Source organism: Streptomyces sp. NPDC028910 (assembly GCF_055564955.1).
The window spans coordinates 33,135-58,741 of the sequence record NZ_JBVHVF010000010.1 but is presented as its reverse complement, the minus strand read 5'-3'; the positions used below and the strand labels follow the sequence as shown (position 1 = coordinate 58,741).

23 protein-coding genes are annotated in these 25,607 nt (G+C 70.9%); 4 read left to right on the top strand and 19 right to left on the bottom strand.

The features are described 5' to 3' along the window. Nucleotides 1-63 precede the first annotated feature (63 nt). The 11 genes from aroQ to ACZ4TV_RS15030 all read right to left on the bottom strand — a co-directional run bounded on the left by aroQ (nucleotide 64) and on the right by ACZ4TV_RS15030 (nucleotide 10,274). A complete protein-coding gene (aroQ, locus tag ACZ4TV_RS15080) occupies nucleotides 64-504 on the bottom strand; it encodes a type II 3-dehydroquinate dehydratase (protein WP_468134596.1) in 441 nt (146 codons plus the stop codon). Then, nucleotides 501-1,592, bottom strand: a complete 1,092-nt coding sequence (gene aroB, locus ACZ4TV_RS15075; protein ID WP_468134594.1) for a 3-dehydroquinate synthase — start codon at nucleotides 1,590-1,592, stop codon at nucleotides 501-503. The genes aroQ and aroB overlap by 4 nt, the downstream gene beginning before the upstream one ends. Beyond that, nucleotides 1,589-2,107: a shikimate kinase gene (locus ACZ4TV_RS15070; RefSeq protein WP_468134592.1), complete on the bottom strand. Its 519-nt coding sequence runs from the start codon at nucleotides 2,105-2,107 to the stop codon at nucleotides 1,589-1,591. Before ACZ4TV_RS15070 ends, aroB begins: the two co-directional genes overlap by 4 nt. Further along, nucleotides 2,104-3,288 (bottom strand): chorismate synthase, encoded by a 1,185-nt coding sequence (gene aroC / locus ACZ4TV_RS15065; RefSeq protein WP_468134590.1) that lies wholly within the window; start codon nucleotides 3,286-3,288, stop codon nucleotides 2,104-2,106. Before aroC ends, ACZ4TV_RS15070 begins: the two co-directional genes overlap by 4 nt. A 132-nt stretch (nucleotides 3,289-3,420) precedes the next feature. Then, nucleotides 3,421-3,612 carry a hypothetical protein gene (locus tag ACZ4TV_RS15060; protein WP_468134588.1) on the bottom strand — a complete coding sequence of 64 codons (192 nt, stop codon included), beginning with the start codon at nucleotides 3,610-3,612 and terminating at the stop codon, nucleotides 3,421-3,423. A 33-nt stretch (nucleotides 3,613-3,645) separates the two neighbouring features. Then, on the bottom strand, nucleotides 3,646-4,470 hold the full coding sequence (locus ACZ4TV_RS15055) for a shikimate dehydrogenase (protein WP_468134586.1): 825 nt from the start codon (nucleotides 4,468-4,470) through the stop codon (nucleotides 3,646-3,648). Nucleotides 4,471-4,477: 7 nt separating this feature from the next. Further along, nucleotides 4,478-6,208, bottom strand: a complete 1,731-nt coding sequence (gene mltG / locus ACZ4TV_RS15050) for an endolytic transglycosylase MltG (protein WP_468134584.1) — start codon at nucleotides 6,206-6,208, stop codon at nucleotides 4,478-4,480. Between the two features lie 127 nt (nucleotides 6,209-6,335). Then, a complete protein-coding gene (gene ruvX / locus ACZ4TV_RS15045; RefSeq protein WP_030028999.1) occupies nucleotides 6,336-6,806 on the bottom strand; it encodes a Holliday junction resolvase RuvX in 471 nt (156 codons plus the stop codon). A 2-nt stretch (nucleotides 6,807-6,808) separates the two neighbouring features. Next, nucleotides 6,809-9,478, bottom strand: coding sequence for an alanine--tRNA ligase (gene alaS, locus ACZ4TV_RS15040; protein WP_468134581.1), 2,670 nt, complete (start codon nucleotides 9,476-9,478; stop codon nucleotides 6,809-6,811). After that, a complete protein-coding gene (locus ACZ4TV_RS15035; protein WP_468134579.1) occupies nucleotides 9,478-9,822 on the bottom strand; it encodes a DUF6167 family protein in 345 nt (114 codons plus the stop codon). The genes alaS and ACZ4TV_RS15035 overlap by 1 nt, the downstream gene beginning before the upstream one ends. 8 nt (nucleotides 9,823-9,830) lie before the next feature. Beyond that, entirely contained in the window at nucleotides 9,831-10,274 is a 444-nt protein-coding gene (locus ACZ4TV_RS15030; protein ID WP_468134577.1) for a DUF948 domain-containing protein, read from the bottom strand. 147 nt (nucleotides 10,275-10,421) lie between these two features. On the opposite strand from ACZ4TV_RS15030, the gene ACZ4TV_RS15025 reads away from it, so the two are divergent. Further along, entirely contained in the window at nucleotides 10,422-12,689 is a 2,268-nt protein-coding gene (locus ACZ4TV_RS15025) for an ATP-binding protein (RefSeq protein ID WP_468134575.1), read from the top strand. A 94-nt stretch (nucleotides 12,690-12,783) separates the two neighbouring features. Here ACZ4TV_RS15025 and rpsD read toward each other — a convergent pair whose 3' ends face one another. Then, nucleotides 12,784-13,395 carry a 30S ribosomal protein S4 gene (rpsD, locus tag ACZ4TV_RS15020; protein WP_008740451.1) on the bottom strand — a complete coding sequence of 204 codons (612 nt, stop codon included), beginning with the start codon at nucleotides 13,393-13,395 and terminating at the stop codon, nucleotides 12,784-12,786. A gap of 55 nt (nucleotides 13,396-13,450) precedes the next feature. Between rpsD and ACZ4TV_RS15015 the strand changes: the two genes are divergently transcribed. After that, entirely contained in the window at nucleotides 13,451-14,374 is a 924-nt protein-coding gene (locus ACZ4TV_RS15015) for a DUF2470 domain-containing protein (RefSeq protein WP_468134573.1), read from the top strand. Between the two features lie 235 nt (nucleotides 14,375-14,609). Here ACZ4TV_RS15015 and ACZ4TV_RS15010 read toward each other — a convergent pair whose 3' ends face one another. The 4 genes from ACZ4TV_RS15010 to ACZ4TV_RS14995 form a co-directional block, all read right to left on the bottom strand. Next, nucleotides 14,610-15,962 (bottom strand): replication-associated recombination protein A, encoded by a 1,353-nt coding sequence (locus ACZ4TV_RS15010; protein WP_468134571.1) that lies wholly within the window; start codon nucleotides 15,960-15,962, stop codon nucleotides 14,610-14,612. 49 nt (nucleotides 15,963-16,011) lie between these two features. Beyond that, nucleotides 16,012-16,629 (bottom strand): vitamin K epoxide reductase family protein, encoded by a 618-nt coding sequence (locus ACZ4TV_RS15005; protein WP_468134569.1) that lies wholly within the window; start codon nucleotides 16,627-16,629, stop codon nucleotides 16,012-16,014. A 137-nt stretch (nucleotides 16,630-16,766) separates the two neighbouring features. Further along, on the bottom strand, nucleotides 16,767-18,026 hold the full coding sequence (gene hisS, locus ACZ4TV_RS15000; protein ID WP_468134567.1) for a histidine--tRNA ligase: 1,260 nt from the start codon (nucleotides 18,024-18,026) through the stop codon (nucleotides 16,767-16,769). A gap of 10 nt (nucleotides 18,027-18,036) precedes the next feature. Continuing rightward, nucleotides 18,037-18,750: an MBL fold metallo-hydrolase gene (locus ACZ4TV_RS14995; protein ID WP_468134565.1), complete on the bottom strand. Its 714-nt coding sequence runs from the start codon at nucleotides 18,748-18,750 to the stop codon at nucleotides 18,037-18,039. 153 nt (nucleotides 18,751-18,903) lie between these two features. Here ACZ4TV_RS14995 and ACZ4TV_RS14990 point away from each other — a divergent pair, with 153 nt between their 5' ends. Continuing rightward, the gene (locus tag ACZ4TV_RS14990; RefSeq protein WP_468134563.1) at nucleotides 18,904-19,692 is read left to right on the top strand and encodes a peptidylprolyl isomerase; all 789 of its coding nucleotides are present in this window, start codon (nucleotides 18,904-18,906) and stop codon (nucleotides 19,690-19,692) included. A 189-nt stretch (nucleotides 19,693-19,881) separates the two neighbouring features. Beyond that, entirely contained in the window at nucleotides 19,882-21,111 is a 1,230-nt protein-coding gene (locus ACZ4TV_RS14985; RefSeq protein ID WP_468134561.1) for a DUF349 domain-containing protein, read from the top strand. 109 nt (nucleotides 21,112-21,220) lie between these two features. Here ACZ4TV_RS14985 and ACZ4TV_RS14980 read toward each other — a convergent pair whose 3' ends face one another. The 3 genes from ACZ4TV_RS14980 to secF form a co-directional block, all read right to left on the bottom strand. After that, nucleotides 21,221-23,650 (bottom strand): RelA/SpoT family protein, encoded by a 2,430-nt coding sequence (locus ACZ4TV_RS14980; protein WP_468134559.1) that lies wholly within the window; start codon nucleotides 23,648-23,650, stop codon nucleotides 21,221-21,223. A 349-nt stretch (nucleotides 23,651-23,999) separates the two neighbouring features. Further along, a complete protein-coding gene (locus ACZ4TV_RS14975; protein ID WP_468134557.1) occupies nucleotides 24,000-24,554 on the bottom strand; it encodes an adenine phosphoribosyltransferase in 555 nt (184 codons plus the stop codon). After that, nucleotides 24,551-25,606: a protein translocase subunit SecF gene (secF, locus tag ACZ4TV_RS14970; protein WP_468134555.1), complete on the bottom strand. Its 1,056-nt coding sequence runs from the start codon at nucleotides 25,604-25,606 to the stop codon at nucleotides 24,551-24,553. The genes ACZ4TV_RS14975 and secF overlap by 4 nt, the downstream gene beginning before the upstream one ends. Nucleotide 25,607: the final 1 nt, after the last annotated feature.

The window sequence follows — 25,607 nt, the reverse complement described above, 5'->3', positions numbered from 1 at the left end:
TGATGCGAGAACGTTATATGACTGCGGGTGCCGGACCGTCCATCGGCACCGCCGGCCAGGGTGTCAGGCGGCGATCTCCTCCGCCAGTGCCCGCAGCGCCAGCCGGTACGAACCGATCCCGAAGCCCGCCACCGTCCCGGTCGCCACGGCCGCGATGACCGAGGTGTGCCGGAACTGCTCGCGGGCGTACGGGTTCGAGATGTGCACCTCGATCAGCGGCGCCGTGCGCTGCGCGGCCGCGTCCCGCATCGCGTACGAGTAGTGGGTGAAGGCCCCCGGGTTGATGACCACGGGGATCTTCCCGTCCGCCGCCTCGTGCAGCCAGCGGATCAGCTCGCCCTCGTCGTTGGTCTCGCGGACCTCTACGTCGAAGCCGAGCTCCTCGCCCAGCGAGCGGCAGCTCTCCACGAGTCCCGCGTACGAGGTGGCCCCGTACACATCGGGCTCGCGCGAGCCGAGCCGCCCCAGGTTGGGGCCGTTCAGCACGAGCACGGGGCGGCTCACGCCGACACCTCGCCGTAGGCGGCGATCAGGTGCGCCGGGTCGGGACCCTCCAGGACGGTCGGCTTGCCCAGCCCGTCGAGGACGATGAAGCGCAGCAGGTTGCCGCGGGACTTCTTGTCGACCTGCATGGTCTGGAGCAGCTTGGGCCACTGGTCGCCGCGGTAGGTGAGCGGCAGTCCCACGGAGGCGAGCACCGTCCTGTGCCGGTCGGCCGTGGCGTCGTCCAGCCGGCCGGCGAGCCGGCCGAGCTCGGCCGCGAAGACCATGCCGACCGACACGGCCGCGCCGTGCCGCCACTTGTAGCGCTCGTTCTTCTCGATGGCGTGCGCGAGGGTGTGGCCGTAGTTGAGGATCTCGCGGAGTCCGGACTCCTTGAGGTCGCTGGAGACCACGTCGGCCTTGACCTGGATGGAGCGCACGATGAGCTCGGCGGTGTGCGGGCCTTCGGGCGTACGGGCCGCCTGCGGGTCCTCCTCGATCAGGTCGAGGATCACCGGGTCGGAGATGAATCCGGCCTTGATGATCTCGGCGAGGCCGCTGACGTAGTCGTTGACCGGCAGCGAGTCCAGCGCCGCCAGGTCGCACAGCACACCGGCCGGCGGGTGGAAGGCGCCCACCAGGTTCTTGCCCTCGGCGGTGTTGATGCCGGTCTTGCCGCCGACGGCCGCGTCCACCATCGCGAGGACGGTGGTCGGTACGGCGACCCAGCGCACCCCGCGCAGCCAGCTGGCCGCGACGAAGCCCGCGAGGTCGGTGGTGGCTCCCCCGCCGACGCCGACGATGACGTCGGTACGGGTGAAGCCGGACTGGCCCAGTGCCTTCCAGCAGTAGGCGGCCACCTCGATCGTCTTGGCCTCTTCGGCGTTCGGCACCTGGATGGCGATCGCCTCGAAGCCCTGCTCGGCCAGGTCGTCGCGCAGCGCTTCACCGGTCGAGGCCAGCGCCTCGGGGTGGATCACGGCGACCCGCTGGGCCTTCGTACCGATCAGGGAGCCGAGCTCTCCGAGCAGCTGCCGCCCGACCAGCACGTCGTACGGGTCATGGCCGGCGCCTCCGCCGACGTGGATCCGCGTCACCTGGTCTGTCATACGTCCTTCAACTCCAGAGCGTCGAGGACCGCCTGCGCGACCTCTTCGGGGGTGCGGTCGTCGGTGGCCACCACGACGCGCGCGACTTCGGTGTAGAGGGGGCGCCGGGCCTCCATCAGCTCGCGCCACTGGCGGCGCGGGTTGACGGCGAGCAGCGGGCGCGCGGCGCCGAGGCCCACGCGGCGTACGGCTTCCTCGACGTCCATCGACAGATAGACGACGGGCAGGCCGGTCAGCAGCGCGCGGGTGCCCTCGTCGAGGACGGCGCCGCCGCCGAGGGCGAGGACTCCGGTGTGCTCGGCGAGGGCGGCGGCGACCGCCTGCCGCTCCAGCTCACGGAAGTACGGCTCGCCCTCGTCGACGAAGAGGTCGGAGATCTCCCGGCCCTGGGCCGCGACGATGTCGGCGTCGGTGTCCCGGTAGGCGACGCCGAGCCGCTCGGCGAGCAGCGCCCCCACCGTGGACTTGCCGGATCCCATGGGGCCGACGAGGACGACCAGCGGTCCGCCGGTCACCGGATCTGCAGGTGGTCGAGGTACGACTGGACGTTGCGGCGGGTCTCGGGGACCGAGTCGCCGCCGAACTTCTCGACGACGGCGTCGGCCAGCACGAGCGCCACCATGGCCTCGGCGACGATGCCGGCGGCCGGCACGGCACACACGTCCGAGCGCTGGTGGTGGGCCACCGTCGCCTCGCCCGTGGCCACGTCGACGGTCGCCAGCGCGCGCGGGACGGTCGCGATGGGCTTCATCGCGGCCCGTACGCGCAGCAGTTCGCCGGTGGTCAGGCCGCCCTCGGTGCCGCCGGAGCGGCCGGAGGTGCGCTTGAGGCCCTCGGAGGTGGAGACGATCTCGTCGTGTGCCTGCGAGCCGGGCACGCGGGCGAGCTCGAAGCCGTCGCCCACCTCGACTCCCTTGATGGCCTGGATGCCCATGAGCGCGCCGGCGAGGCGGGCGTCGAGGCGCCGGTCCCAGTGGACGTGCGAGCCGAGGCCGACGGGGACGCCGTACGCCAGCACCTCGACGACGCCGCCGAGGGTGTCGCCGTCCTTGTGGGCCTGGTCGATCTCCGCGACCATCGCCTTGCTCGCGTCGGCGTCGAGGCAGCGCACCGGGTCGGCGTCGAGCTTGTCGACGTCGGCGGGGGTCGGGTAGACGCCGTACGGGGCCTTGGCCGAGGCCAGTTCCACCACGTGCGAGACGATCTCGATGCCCGCGACCTCCTTGAGGAAGGACCGGGCGATCGCGCCGAGGGCGACGCGGGCGGCGGTCTCGCGGGCGCTGGCGCGCTCCAGGATCGGCCGGGCCTCGTCGAAGCCGTACTTCTGCATGCCGGCGAGGTCGGCGTGACCGGGCCGCGGACGGGTCAGCGGCGCGTTACGGCCGGTGTCCTTGAGCAGCGAGGGGTCGACCGGGTCGGCCGACATGACCGTCTCCCACTTGGGCCACTCGCTGTTGCCGACCATGACGGCCACGGGGGAACCCAGCGACAGCCCGTGCCGGACGCCGCCCAGGAAGGTGATCTCGTCCTGCTCGAACTTCATCCGGGCACCGCGGCCGTAGCCGAGCCGGCGCCGGGCCAAGTGGTCGGCCACCAGCTCGGTGGTGACCGGGACGCCGGCGGGAAGGCCCTCCAGCGTCGCCACCAGTGCCGGTCCGTGCGACTCCCCGGCGGTCAGCCAACGCAACCTGCTCAACGATGCTCCTCATGCTCGCGCCTGGTACAGCGACGGCGCGATCGGGTGCGCGGCCCGGACCCGCCGTACCTGATCCTCCCATGTCCGGGCGGGTATATCGGGCCCCGGTCCAGCTATCGGACGCCTGGTCCGTCAGGTGAGCCGGCCGCGGCGCTGCCGGAGCCAGGTGACCGCCGTCCACACGGCGAGGGAACCGACGAGTCCGAAGACGATCGCCTTGGCCCACCACGGCAGACTGCCGAAAGCCACTCGGATCACGCCGAAGAGGACGAAGGGGATGTCCCACTTCGACGCGAGTATCTGGTCGGTCCCCGTCTGGTCCATGCCGCCCCCTTGATCCACTCAGAGGTGGGAAGCCTAACGGGCGGCCAGTGCCCGCTCTCCGGCGGCCCTCATGGCGGCGAGCGGTCCCGGGGTGCGGCCGGTCATCTGCTCGACCTGGAGCACGGCCTGGTGGACCAGCAGGTCCAGCCCGCCGACGACCGTCCCGCCGCGCTCCGACCAGGCCGCCGCGAGGGCGGTCGGCCAGGGGTCGTAGAGGACGTCGAAGAGGGTCCCGGCCGCAGCCGGTACGGACGGGGCCAGGGTATCCGTCGCACCGGCCGGGGTGGTCGCGATCACCAGGGGCGCGGTCAGTGCCCCGGCCGCCTCGGACCAGTCGGCCGTCCGGACGGGGACGCCGAGCCGCTCGCCCCACTGACGCATCTCGTCGGCGCGGGCCGGCGAGCGGACGTACGCCGTGACCTCGCCGGTGCAGATCCGCGAGAGCGCGGCGAGCGCCGAGGAGGCGGTGGCGCCGGCACCGAGGATGGCGGCGGACGGCACCTTCTCGATGCCGCGCTCGTGGAGCGCGGCGACGATGCCGGGGATGTCGGTGTTGTCGCCGAGGCGGCGGCCGTCCTCGGTGAGCACGACCGTGTTGACCGCCTCGACGGAGGCGGCCGTGTCGCTGATGCCGTCCAGCAGCGGGATGATCGCCCGCTTGAGCGGCATGGTCAGCGACAGTCCGGCCCACTCGGGGCCGAGCCCGGCGACGAACTCCGGGAGCGCGGCCTCGTCGATCTCGAAGCGGTCGTAGGACCAGTCGTCGAGGCCGAGCTCCTGATAGGCGGCGCGGTGCAGCACCGGTGAGAGGGAGTGCTCGATGGGCGAACCCAGCACCGCGGCCCTTGTGCGTGACATGCCTTGCCTACCCGCCGTTCTTCTGCTTCTGCCGTTCCTGGAACTCGGCGACCAGCTTCAGGTGCTCGTCGTAGGTCTGCGTGAAGGTCGTCGTGTTGCCGTCGACCGACACGAAGAACATCCAGCCGCCGTGATCGGGGTTGAGCGTAGCGCTCAGGGCGTCCGCGCCCGGGTTCCCGATGGGGCCCGGAGGCAGTCCCCTGACGAAGTGCGTGTTGTAGGCGTGGTCGAGTGCCCTCGCCTCCTTCATGGAGAAGTTGAGGTCGCTCGTGCCCTTGATGTAGTTGAAGGTCGAGTCGAATTCGAGCTTCTGGTTGGTGACGTCGTTGGTCTTCTTGAGGCGGTTGTAGACGACCTCGGACATCTTCCGGAAGTCCTCGTGGTTCTTGCCCTCGGCGTTGACGAGGCTGGCGACCGTGACCACCTGGAGCGGATTGTCCAGGCCCAGTTCCTTGGCCTTGCCCTCGATGCCCAGCTCGGTGTACTTGTCCGTGGCGTTCTTGACCATCTGCCGGAGCAGGGACTCGGGCGTGCTGTCCTTGCTGAGGTCGTAGCGCGCCGGGTACAGGAAGCCTTCGAGCGGGTCGATGAGCTTCGGGTGGTTGCCCGCCCAGGCGGGCAGCCCGAGGTTCTTGGCCTCGCGCTTGGCGATCTCCTCGGTGGTGCCCGGCGGCTTGCCGAGCCGGGCGTCGATCGCCTTGTAGACCTCGATGTTCCGCTTGCCCTCGGGGACCGTGATCACGTTCAGCGTCTTGGGGTCGGTCATCATCGTGACGGCGGCCGAGGCCGACATCTTCTTCTTGAGCGTGTAGACGCCCGCCTGGATCGACTTGCCCTTGGGGTTGATGCCGGCCGCTGTGGTGAAGGCCTCCACGCTCGCGACCACGCCGTGCTTCTTGAGGATTTGGCCCATCACGGCCAGGGTGGCGCCCTTGGGGATCTCCACGTCGACTGTTTCGCCGGTGCCCTCGCCCACGTAGTCCTCGGCCGTGGCGAACCTGTCCTTGAGGTAGGTGTAGCCGTAGTAGCCGCCACCGCCGAGCACGCCCACGATGACGAGGGCGGCGATCAGGCAGGCCGCGCCGCTGCGCTCCTTGGTCTTGCCGCCCTTCGAGCGGCCGCCCCGGCGACCGCCGCCCGAGGGCTCGTCACCGTCGTCATCGCCGTCACGGCCGCCGCCGGCGAGGAGGCCGCTCTCGGACTCCTCCTGCTCGACCGGTTCCGGCTCCAGGCGGCGCCGGCCCGGGGGCTGCGGCGGCGGGTAGGCCTCGGCCGTCGCGTAGAGGTCGGGGGCCTCACCGGGGTAGCCGGCGACGGGCTGCTGGGCGTAGGGCTCCGCGCCCACGTAGGGATCGGCCTGCACGGCCGCCATGTACTGGCCCTGGCCGGTGTCCCAGCCCTGGGCGTCGTACACCGGCTGCTGCGGGTGTGACTGGGGCTGGGGATGCGGCTGCTGCGGGGCGTAGGCCTGCTGCTGCCCGGCGTAGGCCTGCTGCTGCTCGGCGTACTGCTGCTGTCCGGCGTACTGCTGCTGCGGGTACTCCGGGTAATCCTGGTACTGCGCAGGCTGGGGGTACTGCTGCTGGTACTGGGGCTCCTGCGGGTACTCCTGCTGCGGGGCACCGCCGTAGGGCGCCTGGCCCTGCTGGGTCTGGTGCCCGGTCCACCCCTGGTCCCCGTACAGGGGGTCCTCGGGGTGCCACGGTTCGGGGCCACGGCCCCGGCCATACTCAGTCATCGGTCCCCTAGAGCCGCGAGACGGAGGCCGCGGACTCCGTCATCCGCGGCACCCGGTCCGCCTCTTTGACGGTGGGCGACGGCTGTTCGAATGCCGTCTCATCGCGCGGAACGTTACCGTATCGCGATCAGACAACCACTTCGACGCACTCACCGGGCGGATTACCTGATACCCGTTCGGTCTCAAGAGCGTTCTGAAGGATCACCACAGCGGCCGCCTGGTCGATGACCGACCGGCCCTTCTTCGCGTTCCTGCCCGAGGCCCGCAGGCCCTGGGCGGCGGTGACCGTGGTCATCCGCTCGTCCACCAGACGGACCGTCACCGGTTTGATGCCCTTGGCGAGTTCGTTCGCGAAGGCGCGGACCTTGGCCGCGGCCGGCCCCTCCCGCCCGCTGAGCGAGCGGGGGAGGCCGACCACGACTTCGAGGGGCTCGTACTCCTCGACGAGCTGCCGCAGCCGCCGGTGGGCGAAGGGAATGTCCCGGCCCGGAACGGTTTCCACCGGTGTGGCCAGGACCCCGTCGGGGTCGCACGAGGCGACCCCGATCCGGGCGTCCCCGACGTCGATGGCGAGCCGCCGGCCGCGGCGCAGAGTCATCGTCAGACCGTCTCGACGACGAGACGCTCGACGGCGCTGATGGCCTCCGGGACGGCGGCCGGGTTCTGGCCACCGCCCTGGGCCACGTCCGGCTTGCCGCCACCGCCGCCACCGAGGGTCTTGGCGGCCGTACGGACCAGGTCGCCGGCCTTGAGGCCGCGCTCGCGGGCGGCCTCGTTGGTGGCGATGACCGTCAGCGGGCGGCCGCCCGCGACGCTGAACAGGGCCACGACGGCCGGGCGGTCGCCTTGGATGCGGCCGCGGACGTCGAGGACCAGCTTGCGCAGGTCGTCGGCGCCGGTGCCGTCCGGCACCTGGCCGACGACCAGAGCTACACCGCGGATGTCCTGGGCGTTCTCGGCGAGACCGGCGGCGGCCTGGAGGACCTTCTCCGCGCGGAACTTCTCGATCTCCTTCTCGGCGTCCTTCAGCTTGCCGAGCATGGAGGCGATCTTCTCCGGCAGCTCCTCCGGGCGGCCCTTGACCAGCTCCTGGAGCTGGGCGACGACCGTGTGCTCCTTGGCGAGGAAGTTGTACGCGTCGACGCCGACCAGGGCCTCGACGCGGCGCACGCCGGAGCCGATGGAGGACTCGCCGAGCAGCTTCACCAGACCCAGCTGGGCGGTGTTGCCGACGTGCGTGCCGCCGCACAGCTCCTTGGAGAAGTCGCCGATGGTGACCACGCGGACGCGCTCGCCGTACTTCTCGCCGAACTCGGCGATGGCGCCCTGCTTCTTCGCCTCGTCGATGCTCATGATCTCGGCGGTGACGTCGAGCTCGCGCGCGAGCACGTCGTTGATCTTCTGCTCGACGTCGGTGAGGACCGAGCCGGGGACCGCGTTCGGCGAACCGAAGTCGAAACGGAAGCGCCCCGGCGAGTTCTCGGAACCGGCCTGGGCGGCCGTCGGGCCGAGGGCGTCGCGCAGCGCCTGGTGGGTCAGGTGCGTGGCCGAGTGGGCGCGCGCGATGGCCCGGCGCCGGTGGACGTCGATGGCGGCGTACGCGGAGGCGCCCACCGTCACCTCGCCGACCTGGACGGAGCCCTTGTGCACGGAGACGCCCGGAACCGGCTGCTGCACGTCGCGGACGACGATCACGGCGCCCGTGTCGAGCTTGATGCGGCCCTGGTCGGCGAGCTGGCCGCCGCCCTCGGCGTAGAAGGGCGTGCGGTCGAGGACGACCTCGACGTCGTCGCCCTCGGAGGCGGCGGGCGCCGAGACGCCGTTGACCAGCAGGCCGACGATGGTGGACTCGCCCTGGTTGGTGGCGTAGCCGGTGAACTCGGTGGCTCCGGCCCGGTCGGCGATCTCGCGGTACGAGGAGACGTCGGCGTGGCCGGTCTTCTTGGCCTTGGCGTCGGCCTTGGCGCGGTCGCGCTGCTCCTGCATCAGGCGGCGGAAGCCGGCCTCGTCCACGGAGAGGCCCTGCTCGGCGGCCATCTCCAGGGTGAGGTCGATCGGGAAGCCCCAGGTGTCGTGGAGCAGGAACGCCTTGTCGCCGGAGAGGACCGTGCCGCCGGTGGCCTTGGTCTCGGTCACGGCGGTGTCGAGGATGTTCGTGCCGCCCTTCAGCGCCTTGAGGAAGGCGGCCTCTTCGGCGAGCGCGACGGTCTCGATGCGCTTGCGGTCGGTGATCAGCTCCGGGTACTGCTGCCCCATCGTGTTGATCACGACGTCGACCAGGTCCTGGACGACGGGACCCGTGGCGCCCATGAGGCGCATGTTGCGGATGGCGCGGCGCATGATGCGGCGCAGCACGTAGCCGCGGCCCTCGTTGCCGGGGGTGACGCCGTCGCCGATGAGCATGACGGAGGTGCGGATGTGGTCGGCGACCACGCGCATGGACACGTCGGTGTCCTTGGCCGCGCCGTACGGCACGCCGGTGAGCTCGGTGGCCTTGTCCATGACCACGCGCAGGGTGTCGGTCTCGTACATGTTCTGCACGCCCTGCAGGATCATCGCGAGGCGCTCGAGGCCGAGGCCGGTGTCGATGTTCTTGGACGGCAGGTCACCGAGGATCGGGAAGTCTTCCTTCCCGTCGCCGGCGCCGCGCTCGTACTGCATGAAGACCAGGTTCCAGATCTCCACATAGCGCTCGTCGTTGACGGCCGGGCCGCCCTCGACGCCGAACTCGGGACCGCGGTCGTAGTTGATCTCGGAGCACGGGCCGCAGGGACCCGGGACGCCCATGGACCAGAAGTTGTCCTTCTTGCCCAGGCGCTGGATGCGCTCGGCGGGCACGCCGATCTTCTCGCGCCAGATCTGCTCGGCCTCGTCGTCGTCGAGGTAGACCGTGATCCAGAGCTTCTCCGGGTCCAGGCCGTAGCCACCGTCCGCCACGGAGCTGGTCAGCAGCTCCCAGGCGTACTTGATGGCGCCTTCCTTGAAGTAGTCGCCGAAGGAGAAGTTGCCGCACATCTGGAAGAACGTGCCGTGGCGGGTGGTCTTGCCGACCTCTTCGATGTCCGGCGTACGGACGCACTTCTGCACGCTGGTGGCGCGGGCGGCCGGGGGCTTGGTCTCGCCGAGGAAGTACGGCTTGAAGGGAACCATGCCCGCGTTGACCAGCAGCAGAGTCGGGTCGTCCGCGATGAGCGACGCCGAAGGGACAACGGCGTGACCGCGCTCCTCGAAGAAGCTCAGCCAGCGGCGGCGAATTTCAGCCGACTCCATCAGTGGTCCTCATTCCGGTCGTACGAAAACTTTGGTCGGGGGGTGGTCTTGTCGTTCTCGATGGCCCGCAGCCGCCGCGGCCCGGAGAGGGCGGTGACGTTGTCGGGCCGGTCGGGGTCCTGGTGGAGCCCCAACGCGTCGTTCAGCTCGTCCTCGCGCTGCGTCATTCCCGCCTTGACGTCGAGGGCGAAGTCCTTGAGGCGGTGACCCGCCTCCAGGGCCTTGTCGGCCGCCTGGGCTGCCAGACTCTCCGGCGTCAGCTTCTTGAGCTGGCGGTTGACCTTGGTGGTGGCCCACACGCCGGCGGCTGCGCCTGCGGTGAACCAGAAGGCTCGGCGGAACATCGGCGGTCTCAGCCCTTCTGCTTCCGGCGCCGGGCCGCCGGCACCGTACGGCCGACGATCACAGTACGTCGGGATGGTTTCGGCGGCGCGCCGTTGGACGTGGCGGCATCGCCCTTGCCCAGGGCCTTGCGGACGCCGTACCCGAAGGCCGCGACCTTCACCAGCGGTCCGCCGAAAGCGGAGGCCACGGTGGAGGACAGCGCGGAGGCGTTGGAGGTGACCTCCTGGACGTCGCTCGCGATGGCGTCGACCCGGTCGAGCTGGGTGCGCGCGGAGCGGACGGTGGTGGAGGCGTCGGCCAGCAGCGGGACGGCCTGGTCGGTCACGTCGGCCACCAGCCTGGTCGCCGCCTTGAGCACCTGGGCCAGCCTCACCAGCACCACGGCGAGGAAGGAGATCAGGATGGCCCAGAAGACGGCCACGATGATCCCGGCCACCTCTACACCGGACACGTCACACCGCTCTCTGTCTGTACCTGGAACTGCTGGAGATTCGTCCTCCGACCCTATCGCGCCGGGGATCCCCGGCCGTACCGGAATTCCGGGGCGGGCGGGACCGCCTTGAACGCAGCGCATCCGGACCAGTACTCTCCGTGTCCCATGCGACAGCGACCCCTTCGAAACAGGATCCGGGGCAATCTTCCCCCGGAGCTGAGCCGGTTCATCGGGCGGGGTGCCGAACTCGCCGAGCTGAGACGGCTCCTGGGGTCCTCACGGCTGGTGACGGTGACCGGCGTGGGCGGCGTGGGCAAATCCCGTCTCGTCCTGGAGGCGGCCCGGGCGGCCGCCGAGGCGGCAGCGGCCGCCGAGGGAGCGCGAGGGGTCCCGCAGGAAGCGCAGGAAGTGCTGGAAGCGCAGGAAGCGCAGGAAGCGCAGGAAGCGCAGGAACGCTACTGCGACGGCGTCTGGCTGGCCGAGCTGGCCTCCGTACGGGATCCCGCACTGCTGGAGCTGACCCTCTCCGAGGCGCTCGGGCTGACCGACCACACCACCCGGCCGCCCCGGACGGTCCTGGCCGAGCACCTGGCCGGGCGCCGGCTGCTGCTGGTCCTGGACGGCTTCGAGCAGCTGGTCGACGAGACCGCCGAGCTGGTGCGGGAGCTGCTGCGCCGCTCCCCCGGCCTTCGGGTGCTCGCGGCGGGCCGCCGCCCGCTGGACCTGGACGGGGAGCTGGCCCTCCCGCTGGTCCCGCCGGTCCCGGAGGAGGCGCTGGCCCTGCTGGCGGCGCGGGCGTCGGCGGCCGACCCGGCCTTCGCCGTGACCCCGGCGAACCGGGCCGCCCTGGTCGAGGTGTGCGCCCGCCTCGACGGCATCCCGCTCGCTCTGGAGCTGGCGGCGGCGCGGCTGCGGACGCTCTCCCCAGCGCAGGTGCTGGCCCGGCTGGAGGACCGCTTCGCGCTGCTGACGGGCGGCGCGCGCGGGGTGCTGCCCCGCCACCGGGCGCTGCGTACGGCCATCGGCTGGAGCCATGAGCTGTGCACGCCTGCGGAGCGGCTGCTGTGGGCGCGGCTGTCCGTCTTCGCCGGGCAGTTCGACCTCGACGCCGCCGAATACGTGTGCGCGGGTCCGGACCTGCCGGTGGAGGGCGTGCTGGACCTGGTCGGGGAGCTCGTCGCGCAGTCCTTGCTGGTCCGGGAGGAGACGGCCGCCGGGGTGCGCCTGCGGATGCTGGAGACCGTACGGCTGTACGGGGCGGGCTGGCTGGAGTCGCTGGGCGACGCCGGGCGGCTGCGGCGGCGGCACCGGGACTGGTACGTGGGGCTGGCGACCTGGTGCGAGCTGGACTGGTTCAGCCCGCGTCAGCACGAGGTGGCCGCGCTGGTGGAGACGGAGCTGCCGAATCTCCGGCTCGCCCTGGAGTGCTGCCTGGAGGAGCCGGATGAGGCGCATCTGGGCGAGTACCTGGCGGGGACCCTGTGGTTCTACTGGGCGGGCTGCGGGCGCCTGACCGAGGGGCGGCACTGGCTGGACCGGGCCCTGGAGTCCAGGAGCGGGGCGGTGACGGAGTACGAGAGCTCGCGGCTGAAGGCCCTCTGGGTACTGGGCTACGTAGCGGCCCTTCAGGGGGACGCGACGGGCTCGATGCGCGCCCTGCACGAGTGCCGGGACGGGGCGGCGCAGAGCGGGAACCGGGTGGCGGCGGCCTACGCGCTGCACCGGCTCGGGTGTCTGGCGCTGGTCTCGGACGACATGGCGCGGGCCCGGGAGCTGCTGGGCGCGGCGCTGGGGCAGTACCGGGCGGTCGGGGAGCTGAACAGCAACGTGCTGATGTGCCAGGTGGAGCTGGGGATGGCGATGGCATTCCAGGGGGAGCTGCCGGGCGCGCTCACGCTGTGCCGGGAGGTCCGGGAGATCTGCGAGGAGCGCGGGGAGCGCTGGACGAAGGCGTACGCCCTGTACGTTCTCGCGTACGCGGAGCTGGACGCGGGCCGCGCGCAGGAGGCGCGGCGGCTGCTCACCGAGTGCGTGGCGATCAACCACGCCTTCCACGATCTGGTCGGGCTGGTGCTCGCGGTGGAGCTGCTCGCGCTGGTCACGGTCGCGCAGGGCGATCCGGCCGAGGCCGCGGTGCTCCAGGGCGCGGCGGAGCCGTTGTGGGGCGGGGTGGGGCTGCGGCTCTTCGGCTCGGGGTACTTCAACGCCCCGCGGCTGAGGTGCCGGGAACGGGCGGGCGAGCTGCTGGGCGCCGAGCGCTACGCGGCGTACGCGGCCGAGGGGCGGGCGCTCAGCCGCGAGGCGCTGGTCGGGCGCACGCGATTCGGCCCCGGGGAGCGCGGCGACGCGGGCGCGGTGTCCCGGCCGGCGGGGCCGGGCGGTCCGCGCGGCTCGCGGGTGCCGCGCCGCGCCACGGCGGCGGACCAGCCGTAGGCGCGGGCGACTTCCCGGCCATGCCCGGGCATAGGAAAACCCGCCGCCCCCGGAGGGGACGGCGGGCTGTCCAGCCAGTGAGACTAGGCCTGCATCAGCGGGCGTAGTACTCGACGACGAGCTGCTCGTCGCAGATGACCGGGATTTCCTTGCGGTTCGGGTCGCGGTCCAGGCGGAAGGCCAGGGCCTTCAGGTTGACCTGCAGGTAGCGCGGGGTCTCGCCCTCGCCTGCGTAGCCACCCTCACGGGCAACCTGGAACGGAACCTTCTCGCGGCTGCGCTCGCGCACCGTGATGACGTCGTCCGGGCGGACACGGAACGACGGCTTGTCGACCTTGTCGCCGTTGACCTCGATGTGGCCGTGAACGACCATCTGGCGGGCCTGGTAGATGGTGCGGGCGATGCCCGAACGCAGAACCAGGGCGTCGAGACGACGCTCGAGCTCGACGACAAGCGCCTCGCCCGTCTTGCCTTCGGCCTTCTTGGCGCGGTCGTACGCGCGGGCCATCTGACGCTCAGAGATGTCGTACTGAGCGCGCAGACGCTGCTTCTCCAGCAGACGAACCTTGTAGTCCGAGTTCTGCTTGCGGCCACGGCCGTGCTCGCCCGGCGGGTAGGGGCGGGCCTCGAAGTACTTGACGGCCTTCGGGGTCAGCGCAATGCCGAGGGCACGCGACTTCTTGACCTTGGGTCGCTTCTGGTTCACGTGGAACCTACCTCCATGTAAGTTAGGTGAGGCTTACCTTAGCGAGGAGGACGTAATGTCTCGACCACATGGGATCCCCCTGCCCAGTGCGCATCGGAGTTCAGATTCCAACGAAACGGAATCTGCTTTCGACGACGATAAGCAAGGTCAGCCGCGTCCCAGGGAAGGCGTTCGGCAGCTCACCGGAGCCGAACGCGTACGAACCCTCGTAGAGTCCAACGCCTCAGTATCCCTCACCCTGGTCGGTGCTCGTGACAGTCACGCTGCCGAGGAGTTCGGGACAGGGATGCCGGCCGCACGGACCGTCACCCCGGACGGGGACGTGATTCTCCTTGTTTCCGGGGAATCCGCGGCTGCCAGAGCAGCCGCTCACGCCCAGGACGACGACCTCACCGCCGTGATCGAGATCACGGATGTGGCGCCGGTGTCCGTGCCTCATCGTATCCGAGGTCGTGCCTGGCTGGCCGGGTGGCTGACGCCGGTGCGCGGGAGCGAGCGCGCGGTCTGTGCGGCGCTGCTCGCGGAGCGGCATCCGGTGGGCGAGCTGCTCGGCATGCGCGAGTCCCTCGACGCCCCGTCCGGTCGTTTTCAGGACTCCGGCCGCCCGGCCTGGATGATGCTGCGCCTGGAGGTCGGCGAGATCTCGGTGGACGACCTGTGGGGAGCCGAGCACGTGGACCCGGAGGACCTGGCCGCGGCGGAGCCGGACCCGATGGTCGCGCACGAGACGGAACTGCTCCAGCACCTGCACTCCGCCCACGGCGACCGGATCGGCGAGCTGTGCGGCCTGCTCGGCTCCCGCGAGGACCGGGGCATGACCGCCGTCCCGCTCTCCCTGGACCGCCTGGGCCTGCGCGTCCGCTTCACCGGCGGCCCCGCCGGCTCCTTCGACGCCCGCTTCGACTTCCCGGAGCCGGTGAGGGACATCTGCAGCCTGCGCCACGCGATGCACACCCTCTTCTCGGCGGCCTCGCACTAGGCGTCCTCACACGCCCCGCCGACGATCCAGCTCCGCCCACCATCCAGCCCATCCAGCCCCGCCGGCGTTTGAGGCGCGGGGTCCGGGGCGGAGCCCCGATCTTTCAGCCCCGCCGCACCATCCAGCCCCGCCGGCGTTTGAGGCGCGGGGTCCGGGGCGGAGCCCCGATCTTTCAGCCCCGCCGGCGTTTGAGGCGCGGGGTCCGGGGCGGAGCCCCCGGCAGCGGCGCCGCAGGTCAGGACCCGCCGCGCAGCCGCTCCCGCACCTTCTCCACCACGTCCGCGTAACGCGCCTCCGCCCCGTACCGCGTCGGCTCGTAGTACCGCTTCCCGTGGATCTCGTCCGGCGCGTACTGCTGCGCCGCGATCCCGCCCGGCACGTCGTGCGGGTACACGTACCCCTGCGCGTGCCCCAGCTTCGCCGCGCCCTTGTAGTGCCCGTCCCGCAGGTGCGGCGGGACCGAGCCCGCCAGCCCGGCCCGTACGTCGGCCAGCGCCGCGCCGATCGCGGTCGTGGCGGTGTTCGACTTCGGGGCCAGCGCCAGCGCGATCGTCGCGTGCGACAGGGTCAGCGCGGCCTCCGGGAAGCCGATCAACGCCACCGCCTGGGCCGCGGCCACCGCGATCGGCAGGGCCGTCGGGTCCGCCAGCCCGATGTCCTCGCTCGCCGAGATCATCAGGCGGCGCGCGATGAACCGGGGGTCCTCCCCCGCGTCGATCATCCGCGCGAGGTAGTGCAGCGCGGCGTCCACGTCCGAGCCCCGGATCGACTTGATCAGCGCGCTCGCCACGTCGTAGTGCTGGTCGCCGTCCCGGTCGTACCTGACGGCCGCACGGTCGACCGCCTCCTCCACCGTCTGGAGGGTGATCTCGGCCTCGCCCTTGGCCATGGCCGAACCGGCCCCCGCCTCCAGCGCGGTGAGCGCTCGCCGGGCATCGCCCCCGGCGATCCGCAGCAGGTGCGCCTCGGCGTCCGCCGGCAGTGCCACCGCTCCGCCCAGGCCCCGCTCCTCGTCGAGCGCGCGCCGCATCAGCGCGCTCAGGTCCTCGTCCGTCAGCGGCTCCAGCGTCAGCAGCAGCGAACGCGACAGCAGCGGGGAGATGATCGAGAAGTACGGGTTCTCCGTGGTGGCCGCGATCAGCGTCACCCAGCGGTTCTCGACGGCCGGGAGCAGCGAGTCCTGCTGGGCCTTGCTGAAGCGGTGGATCTCGTCGAGGAAGAGGACGGTCTCCTTGCCGTAGCCGCCGGCCGCGCGCCGCGCGCCCTCGATGACCGCCCGTACCTCTTTGACGCCGGCCGTGATCGCGGAGAGCTCTACGAAACGCTTCTGCGTGGCCTGGCTGACCACATACGCCAGCGTCGTCTTTCCGGTGCCGGGCGGGCCCCAGAGGATCACCGACGAGGCACCTGCCGGGCCGCCGGCCCCTTCCCCGACCAGCCGGCGCAGCGGTGATCCGGGCTTCAGCAGGTGCTGCTGGCCGACGACCTCGTCCAGGGTTCGCGGGCGCATCCGGACGGCGAGCGGGGAGCTGGTCGGGTCCTTCTCCTGGCGGTCTTCGGCAGCGGCGGTGAACAGGTCTGGTTCCACACCTGAAGCCTATGCGAGCCCACTGACAGGCCCGCGCGGCGTCCAGGCGTCAGGAGGTCCAGAAGTCCCACCAGCGGGTCAGGATCAGCATGCCGATGATCCCGACGTGCAGCACCGGCAGGACCCAGGTGAACTCGTCGAGGAAGGCCCTCAGCCAGCCCGGAGCCGGCAGCAGCCCCTGGCGGACGTTGTGCGAGGTGACGTACCAGAACATGAAGATCGTGGCGACCCAGGCCAGGCAGCACCACAGGCACAGCGAGTTGATGGTGTAGAGCGACTGGTAGGTGAGCCAGGCGCAGAAGACGACGCCGAAGAGGGTGCCCGCGTTCAGCGTCAGCCAGTACCAGCGGCGGAAGCGGGCCCCGGCCAGCAGGCTCATGCCGACGCAGATCACGATGGCGTAGGTGACCAGCCCGAGCATGGGGTTCGGGAAGCCGAAGACGGCCGCCTGGTCGCTCGTCATGATGTTGCCGCAGGAGACGACCGGGTTCAGGCTGCAGCCCGGCGTGAAGTTCGGGTCCTCCAGCAGCTTGAACTTGTCGATCGTGATCACCCAGGCGGCGAGCAGACCCGCGGCCCCCGTGATCACCAGCAGCAGGGCCAGGGCCCGGCTCCCGCCGACGGTGTTCGCCGGGGCGGCGTCCGTGTCCGTACCTCGTGTCGTCATACCGCCCGCTCCACATCTGCAAGGTCAACAAGCACCGGTCATTGTGCCGCACCCGGCTGTGTCTCCACCGTTCGATGGAGATAAGGAGGGCGGGACAGGGAACTCCCCCGTCCCGCCCTTCCGGCACGACGCAGCCGTCAGGCCAGGCGGGCCCGGACGGTGGCGACCAGCTCGGCCACGGCCACGGCGGCCTGCTCACCGGACTCCATGTCCTTCAGCTGCACCACGCCGTCGGCGAGGTCGCGGTCGCCCGCGACGACCGCGAAGCGCGCGCCGCTGCGGTTCGCGTCCTTCATGGCGCCCTTGAGGCCCTTGCCGCCGTAGGACATGTCCGCCGCGATGCCCGCCTTGCGCAGCTCGGTGACCAGCCCGAAGAGGATCGGCTTGGCCTCGCCCAGTGCCACGGCGAACACCGACGTCGAAGCGGGGATGTCCAGCTCGACGCCCTCGGCCTCCAGCGCCAGCACGGTACGGTCCACGCCGAGCGCCCAGCCCACCGACGGCAGCGCCGGTCCGCCGATCATCTCGGAGAGGCCGTCGTAACGGCCGCCGCCGCCCACCGCGGACTGCGAGCCCAGTCCGTCGTGGACGAACTCGAAGGTGGTCCGCGTGTAGTAGTCCAGCCCGCGCACGAGCTTCTCGTCGTCCTCGAAGGCGACCCCGGCCGCGGTGATCAGCGCCCGCACCTCCTCGTGGTACGCCTTGCACGCGTCGCACAGGTAGTCCCGCAGCATCGGCGCGCCGACCAGCTGCTTCTGTACGTCGGTCCTCTTGTCGTCGAGGACGCGCAGCGGGTTGATCTCGGCCCGGCGCACGGTCTCCGCGTCGAGGTCCAGCCCGCCCAGGAAGGACTGCAGCGCCTCGCGGTACACCGGGCGGCACTCCTTGTCGCCCAGCGAGTTCAGCAGGATCCGGAAGTCGCGCAGGCCAAGCGAGCGGTAGGCCTGGTCGGCCAGGATGATCAGCTCGGCGTCCAGCGCCGGGTCCTCGGCGCCGATCGCCTCGGCCCCGACCTGCGAGAAGTGGCGGTAGCGGCCCTTCTGCGGCTTCTCGTAGCGGTAGTACGAGCCCGAGTACCAGAGCTTGACCGGCAGGTTGCCCTTCTTGTGCAGGCTCGCCTCCAGCGCCGCGCGCAGCACCGAGGCCGTGCCCTCGGGGCGCAGGGCCAGCTGGTCGCCGCCCTTGGTCTCGAAGGCGTACATCTCCTTGGACACGATGTCGGTGGACTCGCCCACGCCGCGGGCGAAGAGACCGACGTCCTCAAAGCCGGGCGTCTCGATGTAGCCGTAGCCCGAGTTCCTCAGGGGCGCGGAGATGGCCTCGCGCACCGCCAGGTACTTCACGGAGACCGGCGGGATCAGGTCGTACGTGCCCTTGGGGGCCTGAAAAGTAGCCACGAAACTCTCGTCACATTCCTCGTCGTGGAGCGGCTGTCGGATCCGCTGCCAGGCCGGCGGCGACCTCCCGTAGGTACGGGTTGGTCGCGCGCTCGCGGCCGATGGTGGTCTGGGGACCGTGGCCGGACAGCACCACGGTCGAGTCGTCGAGCGGCAGGCACACGCGGCCCAGCGACTCGAGCATCTCGACGTGGGAGCCGCCGGGCAGGTCGGTGCGTCCGATGGAGCCGGCGAAGAGCAGGTCACCGGAGAAGAACACGGACGGGATGTCCGAGGCCTCCGGCATCCGGAAGGTCACCGACCCCTTGGTATGCCCCGGCGCGTGCGCCACGGAGAAGTCCATTCCGGCCAACTTCAGGGCGGCGCCGTCGGTCAGCTCGCGGACGTCGTCCGGCTCCCCGACGGTCAGCTCGCCCATGAGCGGCATGCCGATGGAACGGCCGAGGGCCTTCTCCGGGTCGCTCATCATGTAGCGGTCCTCGGGGTGGATCCAGGCCGGTACGTCGTGTGCTCCGCACACCGGGACCACCGAGGCCACATGATCGATGTGGCCATGGGTCAGCACGACCGCGACGGGCTTGAGCCGGTGCTTCTTCAGCGTCTCCTCGACACCCTGGACGGCCTGGTGGCCCGGGTCGATGATCACGCACTCCTCGCCGGCGGCGGGGGCGACCACGTAACAGTTGGTGCCCCAAGCCCCTGCGGGGAACCCGGCAATCAGCACGTTCGTCCTCAATCGTCGTCCGGTGGGAGGCCGCAGGTCGGAATCCTGCTGCTCAGAGCCTACCGGCGCCGCTCATTACACAGCGAACCCATATACGGTACGGCCTATCCCAGCCCGGACAGCAGTACCAGACACGCACAAGGAGACGACCCGGTGGTCACGAGCGATCAGCGGCGGCGACAGCTCGCCAAGGAGAAGTACGAGCGCCAGCAGAAGCGCCGCGCCGAGGCCCGGAGGAAGGCGCGCCAGCGCGCGGCCGTGATCGGCGCGGCGGTGGCCGTGGTGGTCGCGACGCTCGTCGGCCTGGTCGTGGGCGGTGTCTTCGACAAGGACAAGAAGGAGCCGTCGGACCCGGCGGCGAACCCGACGGCCTCGCCGTCGGCGCCCGCGCCCAAGCAGTCCCCCTCGCCGGAGATGGCGATCGACCAGAAGGCCAAGTACACCTTCGCCCTGAAGACCAGCGCGGGCGACATCAATTTCACGATGGACGCGGCGAAGACCCCGCAGACCGTGAACTCCTTCAAGTCGCTCGCCGACAAGGGCTTCTTCGACAACACGAAGTGCCACCGCCTGACGGCCGGCGGCATCTTCGTGCTCCAGTGCGGCGACCCCGAGGGCACCGGCCGGGGCGGACCCGGCTACACCATCCCGGACGAGAACCTGGACTCGCTGGGCAAGGCGAACGACCAGGGCCAGGTCGTCTATCCGGCGGGCACGGTGGCGATGGCCAACACCGGTCAGCCCGGCTCGGGCGGCAGCCAGTTCTTCCTGGTCTACAAGGACAGCCCGCTGGCGCCGTCGTACACCCCGTTCGGCAAGATCGACGCGGCCGGCCTGAAGGTCCTGGAGGACATCGCCAAGGCCGGTACGGCCGACGGCGGCCAGGACGGTGCGCCGAAGAACGAGGTCAAGATCGAGAAGGGCACCGTCACCCAGAACTGACGGGAAGCGGCGGCCCCGGGCCTGGGCGGCCCGCCGCCCGTACGTCGATATTCCGTCGTGCGGGATGCGGACAGCCGGCCCGGCGGTCGCCTATGTTGGCGTTGTGCAGGGCGGGCGCTGCCCGCCCCAGGAACTGTGGACGATGCCCAGGGGGTGAACCCCTCGCAGGCATCAGGTGGAGGAGGCGCTGTGAGCAGCGACCCGTGGGGCCGAGTCGACGAGACGGGCACCGTGTACGTGCGTACTGCCGACGGCGAGAAGATCGTCGGTTCGTGGCAGGCGGGCACCCCTGAGGAGGCCCTGGCCTATTTCGAGCGCAAGTACGAGGGCCTGGTGGTCGAGATCGGCCTCCTCGAAAAGCGGGTGCGGACCACTGATCTGTCCGCCAAGGACGCCCAGACGGCGATCGACCACCTGCGGACGCAGGTCGACGAGCACCATGCCGTGGGGGACCTGGACGCCCTGCGCGTGCGGCTGGACAAGCTGGTCGCGACCGTGGAGTCCCGGCGCGAGGAGCGCAAGGCCCAGAAGGCCAAGCAGACGGACGAGGCCCGCGCCGCCAAGGAGGCGCTGGTCGTCGAGGCCGAGCAGCTGGCGCAGAGCGACCAGTGGCGCAGCGCCGGCGAGCGGCTGCGCGCCCTGGTGGACATCTGGAAGGGGCTGCCGCGTCTGGACCGCAAGTCGGACGACGAGCTGTGGCACCGGTTCTCGCACGCCCGTTCCGCCTTCTCCAAGCGCCGCAAGGCGCACTTCGCCTCGCTGGACGCGCAGCGCGAGGACGCCCGCAAGGTGAAGGAGAAGCTGGTCGCGGAGGCCGAGTCGCTGTCGAAGTCGACCGACTGGGGGCCGACGGCCGCCCGCTACCGCGAGCTGATGGCGGACTGGAAGGCGGCGGGCCGCGCCCAGCGCGAGGCCGAGGACGATCTGTGGAACCGTTTCCGCGGTGCGCAGGACGTGTTCTTCGCGGCCCGCAGCGAGGTCTTCGCGGAGCGCGACGCCGAGCAGGTGGAGAACCTGAAGCTGAAGGAGGACCTGGCCGACGAGGCCGAGAAGCTCGTCCCCATCACCGACCTGAAGGCGGCCCGCGCCGCGTTCCGCTCCCTGAACGAGCGCTGGGAGGCCATCGGCCACGTGCCGCGCGACGCCCGGCCGAAGGTCGAGGGCCGGATGCACGCGGTGGAGCGGGCGATCCAGGAGGCCGAGGAGGGCGAGTGGCGTCGTACGAATCCGGAGGCGCGGGCGCGCGCGGCCGGTCTGACGGGGCAGCTCCAGGCGGCGGTCGACAAGCTGCGTGAGCAGATCGACGCGGCGCGCGCCGCGGGCAACAACGCGAAGGCCGACAAGCTGGCCCGGGAGCTGGAGGGCCGCCAGGCCCTGCTGGACCAGGCGCTGAAGGGCCTGGAGGAGTTCGGCGGCTAACGCCGGGCCCGCCCGCTACGAACGAGGGCCCTGGTACGCGTTCCGTACCAGGGCCCTCTTCTTGGTGACGGCCACCTCAGCCATCAATTGTTTAGGCGCAAAGGGGGGCTTATGGGCGGCGGGCGGAGGTCACGCGGTAGACGTCGTAGACGCCCTCCACACCCCGCACGGCCTTCAGGACGTGGCCCAGGTGCTTGGGGTCGCCCATCTCGAAGGTGAACCGGGAGGTGGCGACCCGGTCGCGGGAGGTCTGGACGGCCGCCGAGAGGATGTTGACGTGCTGGTCCGAGAGGACCCGGGTGACGTCCGACAGCAGCCGGGACCGGTCCAGTGCCTCGACCTGGATGGCGACCAGGAAGACCGAGGACTGGGTGGGCGCCCACTCGACCTCCAGCATCCGCTCGGGCTGCTGGGAGAGCGAGTCGACGTTGACGCAGTCCGCGCGGTGAACCGATACGCCACTGCCGCGCGTGACGAATCCGATGATCGGGTCGCCCGGCACCGGCGTGCAGCAGCGGGCCAGCTTGACCCACACGTCGTCGACGCCCTTGACGACCACACCCGGGTCGGCGTTGCTGCGCCGCTTGCGACCGCGCGCGGGCGGGATCGACTCCTCGATGTCCTCGCCGGCCGCCTCCTCGCCGCCGAGGGCCGCCACCAGCTTCTGTACGACGCCCTGCGCGGCCACGTGGCCCTCGCCGATCGCCGCGTACAGGGAGGAGATGTCGGGGTAGCGCATCTCGTGCGCGAGGGTGACGAGCGAGTCGCCGGTCAGGATGCGCTGGATGGGCAGGTTCTGCTTGCGCATGGCCCGCGCGATGGCGTCCTTGCCGTGTTCGATGGCCTCGTCGCGCCGCTCCTTGGAGAACCAGGCGCGGATCTTGTTGCGGGCCCTCGGGGACTTGACGAAGCCCAGCCAGTCGCGGGACGGGCCCGCGCCCTCGGCCTTGGAGGTGAAGACCTCGACCAGGTCGCCGTTGTCGAGCGTGGACTCCAGCGGCACCAGGCGGCCGTTGACCCTGGCCCCGATCGTCCGGTGGCCGACCTCGGTGTGGACGGCGTACGCGAAGTCCACGGGGGTGGCACCGGCGGGCAGCGCTATGACGTCGCCCTTGGGGGTGAAGACGAAGACCTCGTTTCGGGAGAGGTCGAAGCGCAGCGAGTCGAGGAACTCGCCCGGGTCCTCGGTCTCCTTCTGCCAGTCCAGCAGCTGGCGCAGCCAGGCCATGTCGTTGACCGTGTCCTGCCCGGCGCTGCCCTTGGCGGCCTGGGGCACGTCGGTCCGTACCTTCGACGTGCCCGCGACGGTCTGCTGCTTGTACTTCCAGTGCGCGGCGATGCCGTACTCGGCGCGGCGGTGCATGTCGAAGGTGCGGATCTGGAGCTCGACGGGCTTGCCGCTGGGCCCGATGACCGTCGTGTGGAGCGACTGGTACATGTTGAACTTGGGCATCGCGATGTAGTCCTTGAACCGGCCGGGGACCGGGTTCCAGCGCGCGTGCACGGTGCCGAGGGCCGCGTAGCAGTCCCGGACGGTGTCGACGAGGACGCGAATGCCCACCAGGTCGTAGATCTCCGCGAAGTCGCGGCCGCGGACGATCATCTTCTGGTAGACGCTGTAGTAGTGCTTCGGGCGGCCCGTCACGGTGGCCTTGATCCGGGCGGCCCTGAGGTCGGCCTGGACCTCGTCGGTGACGACGGCGAGGTACTCGTCGCGCTTGGGCGCGCGCTCGGCGACCAGGCGCACGATCTCGTCGTACATCTTCGGGTAGAGGATCGCGAAGGCGAGGTCCTCGAGCTCCCACTTGATGGTGTTCATGCCCAGCCGGTGGGCCAGCGGGGCGTAGATCTCGAGGGTCTCGCGGGCCTTCTTCTCCTGCTTCTCCCGCTTGAGGTAGCGCATGGTGCGCATGTTGTGCAGCCGGTCGGCGAGCTTGATGACCAGGACGCGCGGGTCCTTGGCCATCGCCACGACCATCTTGCGTACGGTCTCGGCCTGGGCGGCCTCGCCGAACTTGACCCGGTCGAGCTTGGTGACGCCGTCGACGAGCAGGGCCACGGCGTCGCCGAAGTCGCGGCGCAGGTCTTCGAGACCGTACTCGGTGTCCTCGACGGTGTCGTGCAGCAGACCGGCCATCAGGGTGGCCGGGTCCATGCCGAGCTCGGCGAGGATGGTGGTCACGGCGAGCGGGTGGGTGATGTACGGGTCGCCGCTCTTGCGCTTCTGGCCGCGGTGCCAGCGCTCGGCCACCTGGTAGGCCTGCTCCAGCTGGCGCAGCGTCGACGTCTCGATCTTCGGGTCGTTGCTGCGGACTATGCGGAGCAGGGGCTCCAGGACCGGGTTGTACGTGGTGGACCGCTGCACGCCGAGCCGGGCGAGACGGGCGCGCACCCGGTTGGAAGACCCGGCCGACTTCGCCGACGCGGGCTTGACCGGCGGGGCCGGCGGAGCCGGCGGGGGCGTGGCGGCGGCCGCCGTGGCCTGCTCGGCCTGCGGGTCGGGCTGCGCGGCGGAGATTGGCTGGACCTCGTCTGGCAAGAGCGCTCCTCAGCGGATCCGGTGCCCGTGTCCGGTCCGGATAACCCATCGTAGCGAGCGTTCCGCCCCCTCGTTCCCCGAGCCTCCGCCCACTCAGCCCGGGGCCCGGCGCCCGGGGCCCGGGGCGGACCTCCGATCTTTCAGCCTCGCCGGCACAATCCAGCCCCGCCGGCGTTTGAGGCGCGGGGTCCGGGGCGGAGCCCCGATCTTTCAGCCCCGCCGGCACAATCCAGCCCCGCCGGCGTTTGAGGCGCGGGGCCCGGGGCGGAGCCCCGGCATGCGGCCCGCACATGCGAGCGGCGGGCACCCGGGACGTCCCGGATACCCGCCGCTCCCGGCAAGCAGGAGGTCAGATGACGATCAGCGCGTCCAGCGGAGCCCCCGCCAGCGCCCGCGCCAGCCGCACGCGCCCCGGCAGGAACGACAGCTCCATCAGCACCGCCACCCCGGCGACCTCCGCCCCGGCCCGCCGGATCAGCGAGAGCGAGGCTTCCGCCGTACCACCGGTGGCCAGCACGTCGTCGATGACCATGACCCGGTCACCGGACGCCAGGTCCTCCGCGTGGACCTCGATCTCCGCGGTCCCGTACTCCAGCTCGTACGACTGCGCGAGCGTCGCGCCCGGCAGCTTCCCGGCCTTGCGTACGGGCACGAAGCCGATCCCGGCCTGCACCGCCACCGGAGCCGCCAGGATGAACCCCCGCGCCTCCAGCCCGACGATCTTCGTCGCGCCGTACCGCCCGGCCAGCTCCACCAGCGCGTCCGTCAGCGCCGCGAACGCCTTCGCGTCCGCGAGCAGCGGGGTGATGTCCTTGAACATCACGCCCGGCTTCGGGTAGTCCGCCACGTCCTTGATCCGGCTGAGCAGCAGCGCCCGTACGTCCTCGGACAGCGGCGGGGTCAACGCCGCCGCCCGGGCCGGCCCTGCGCCACGACCTGCGGCTCGCCCTCGGCATCGTAGGCCTCGTCCGGGGACTCGCCCTTGGCCGCCGCGGCCGCCCGCTTCGCCAGCACCCGCTTCGTCAGCGCCTTCATCGCCGGCTCGCGCTCCTTGAGGTCCACGACGAGCGGGGTCGCGATGAAGATCGAGGAGTACGCGCCGGCCGCGAGGCCGACGAACAGCGACAGCGAGATGTCGTTCAGCATGCCGGCGCCCAGGAAGCCACCGCCGATGAACAGCAGGGCCGCGACCGGGAGCAGCGCCACGACCGTGGTGTTGATCGAGCGGACCAGGGTGCCGTTGATGCTGCGGTTGGCGATCTCGCTGTACGTCCAGCGCGTCTGCTTGGTGATGTCCTTCGAGCCCTCCTTGAGACCGTCGAAGACGACGACGGTGTCGTAGAGGGAGTAACCGAGGATCGTCAGCAGACCGATGACCGTACCCGGCGTGACCTCGAAACCGACGAGCGCGTACACGCCGACGGTGATCGTGAGGTCGTGGATCAGGGCGATCAGCGCCGCGACCGCCATCCGCCACTCGAAGGCGATGGCCAGGTAGATCACCACGAGGACCATGAAGACGCCGAGGCCGGTCCAGGCCTTGTTCGCGATCTGGGAGCCCCAGCTGGGGCCGACCAGGTCGGCGTTGATGTCGGCCTCGGTGACCTTGAGGTCGGCGGCGAGCTGCTTCTTCACGTCGGTCGCGGCGTCGGTGTCCACGCCGGAGATCTGAATCCGCAGGCCGCCGGTGCCGAGCTCCTGGACGATCGCGTCGTGGCCGGAGGCCTTCTCCGCGAACTCCCGGGCCTTGGGCTCCGATACGGCGGTCTTCGGGGTGGTGAAGACGGCACCGCCCTTGAACTCGATGCCCATGTTGAGGCCCTGAACGGCCAGGGCCACGATCGCCGTGATGGTGATCAGGATGGAAACGCCGTACCAGAGAAAGCGCTTGCCGACGAAGTCGTAGCCGACCTCACCGCGGTACAGCCTGGCGCCGAGATCTCCCAGCTTCGACATC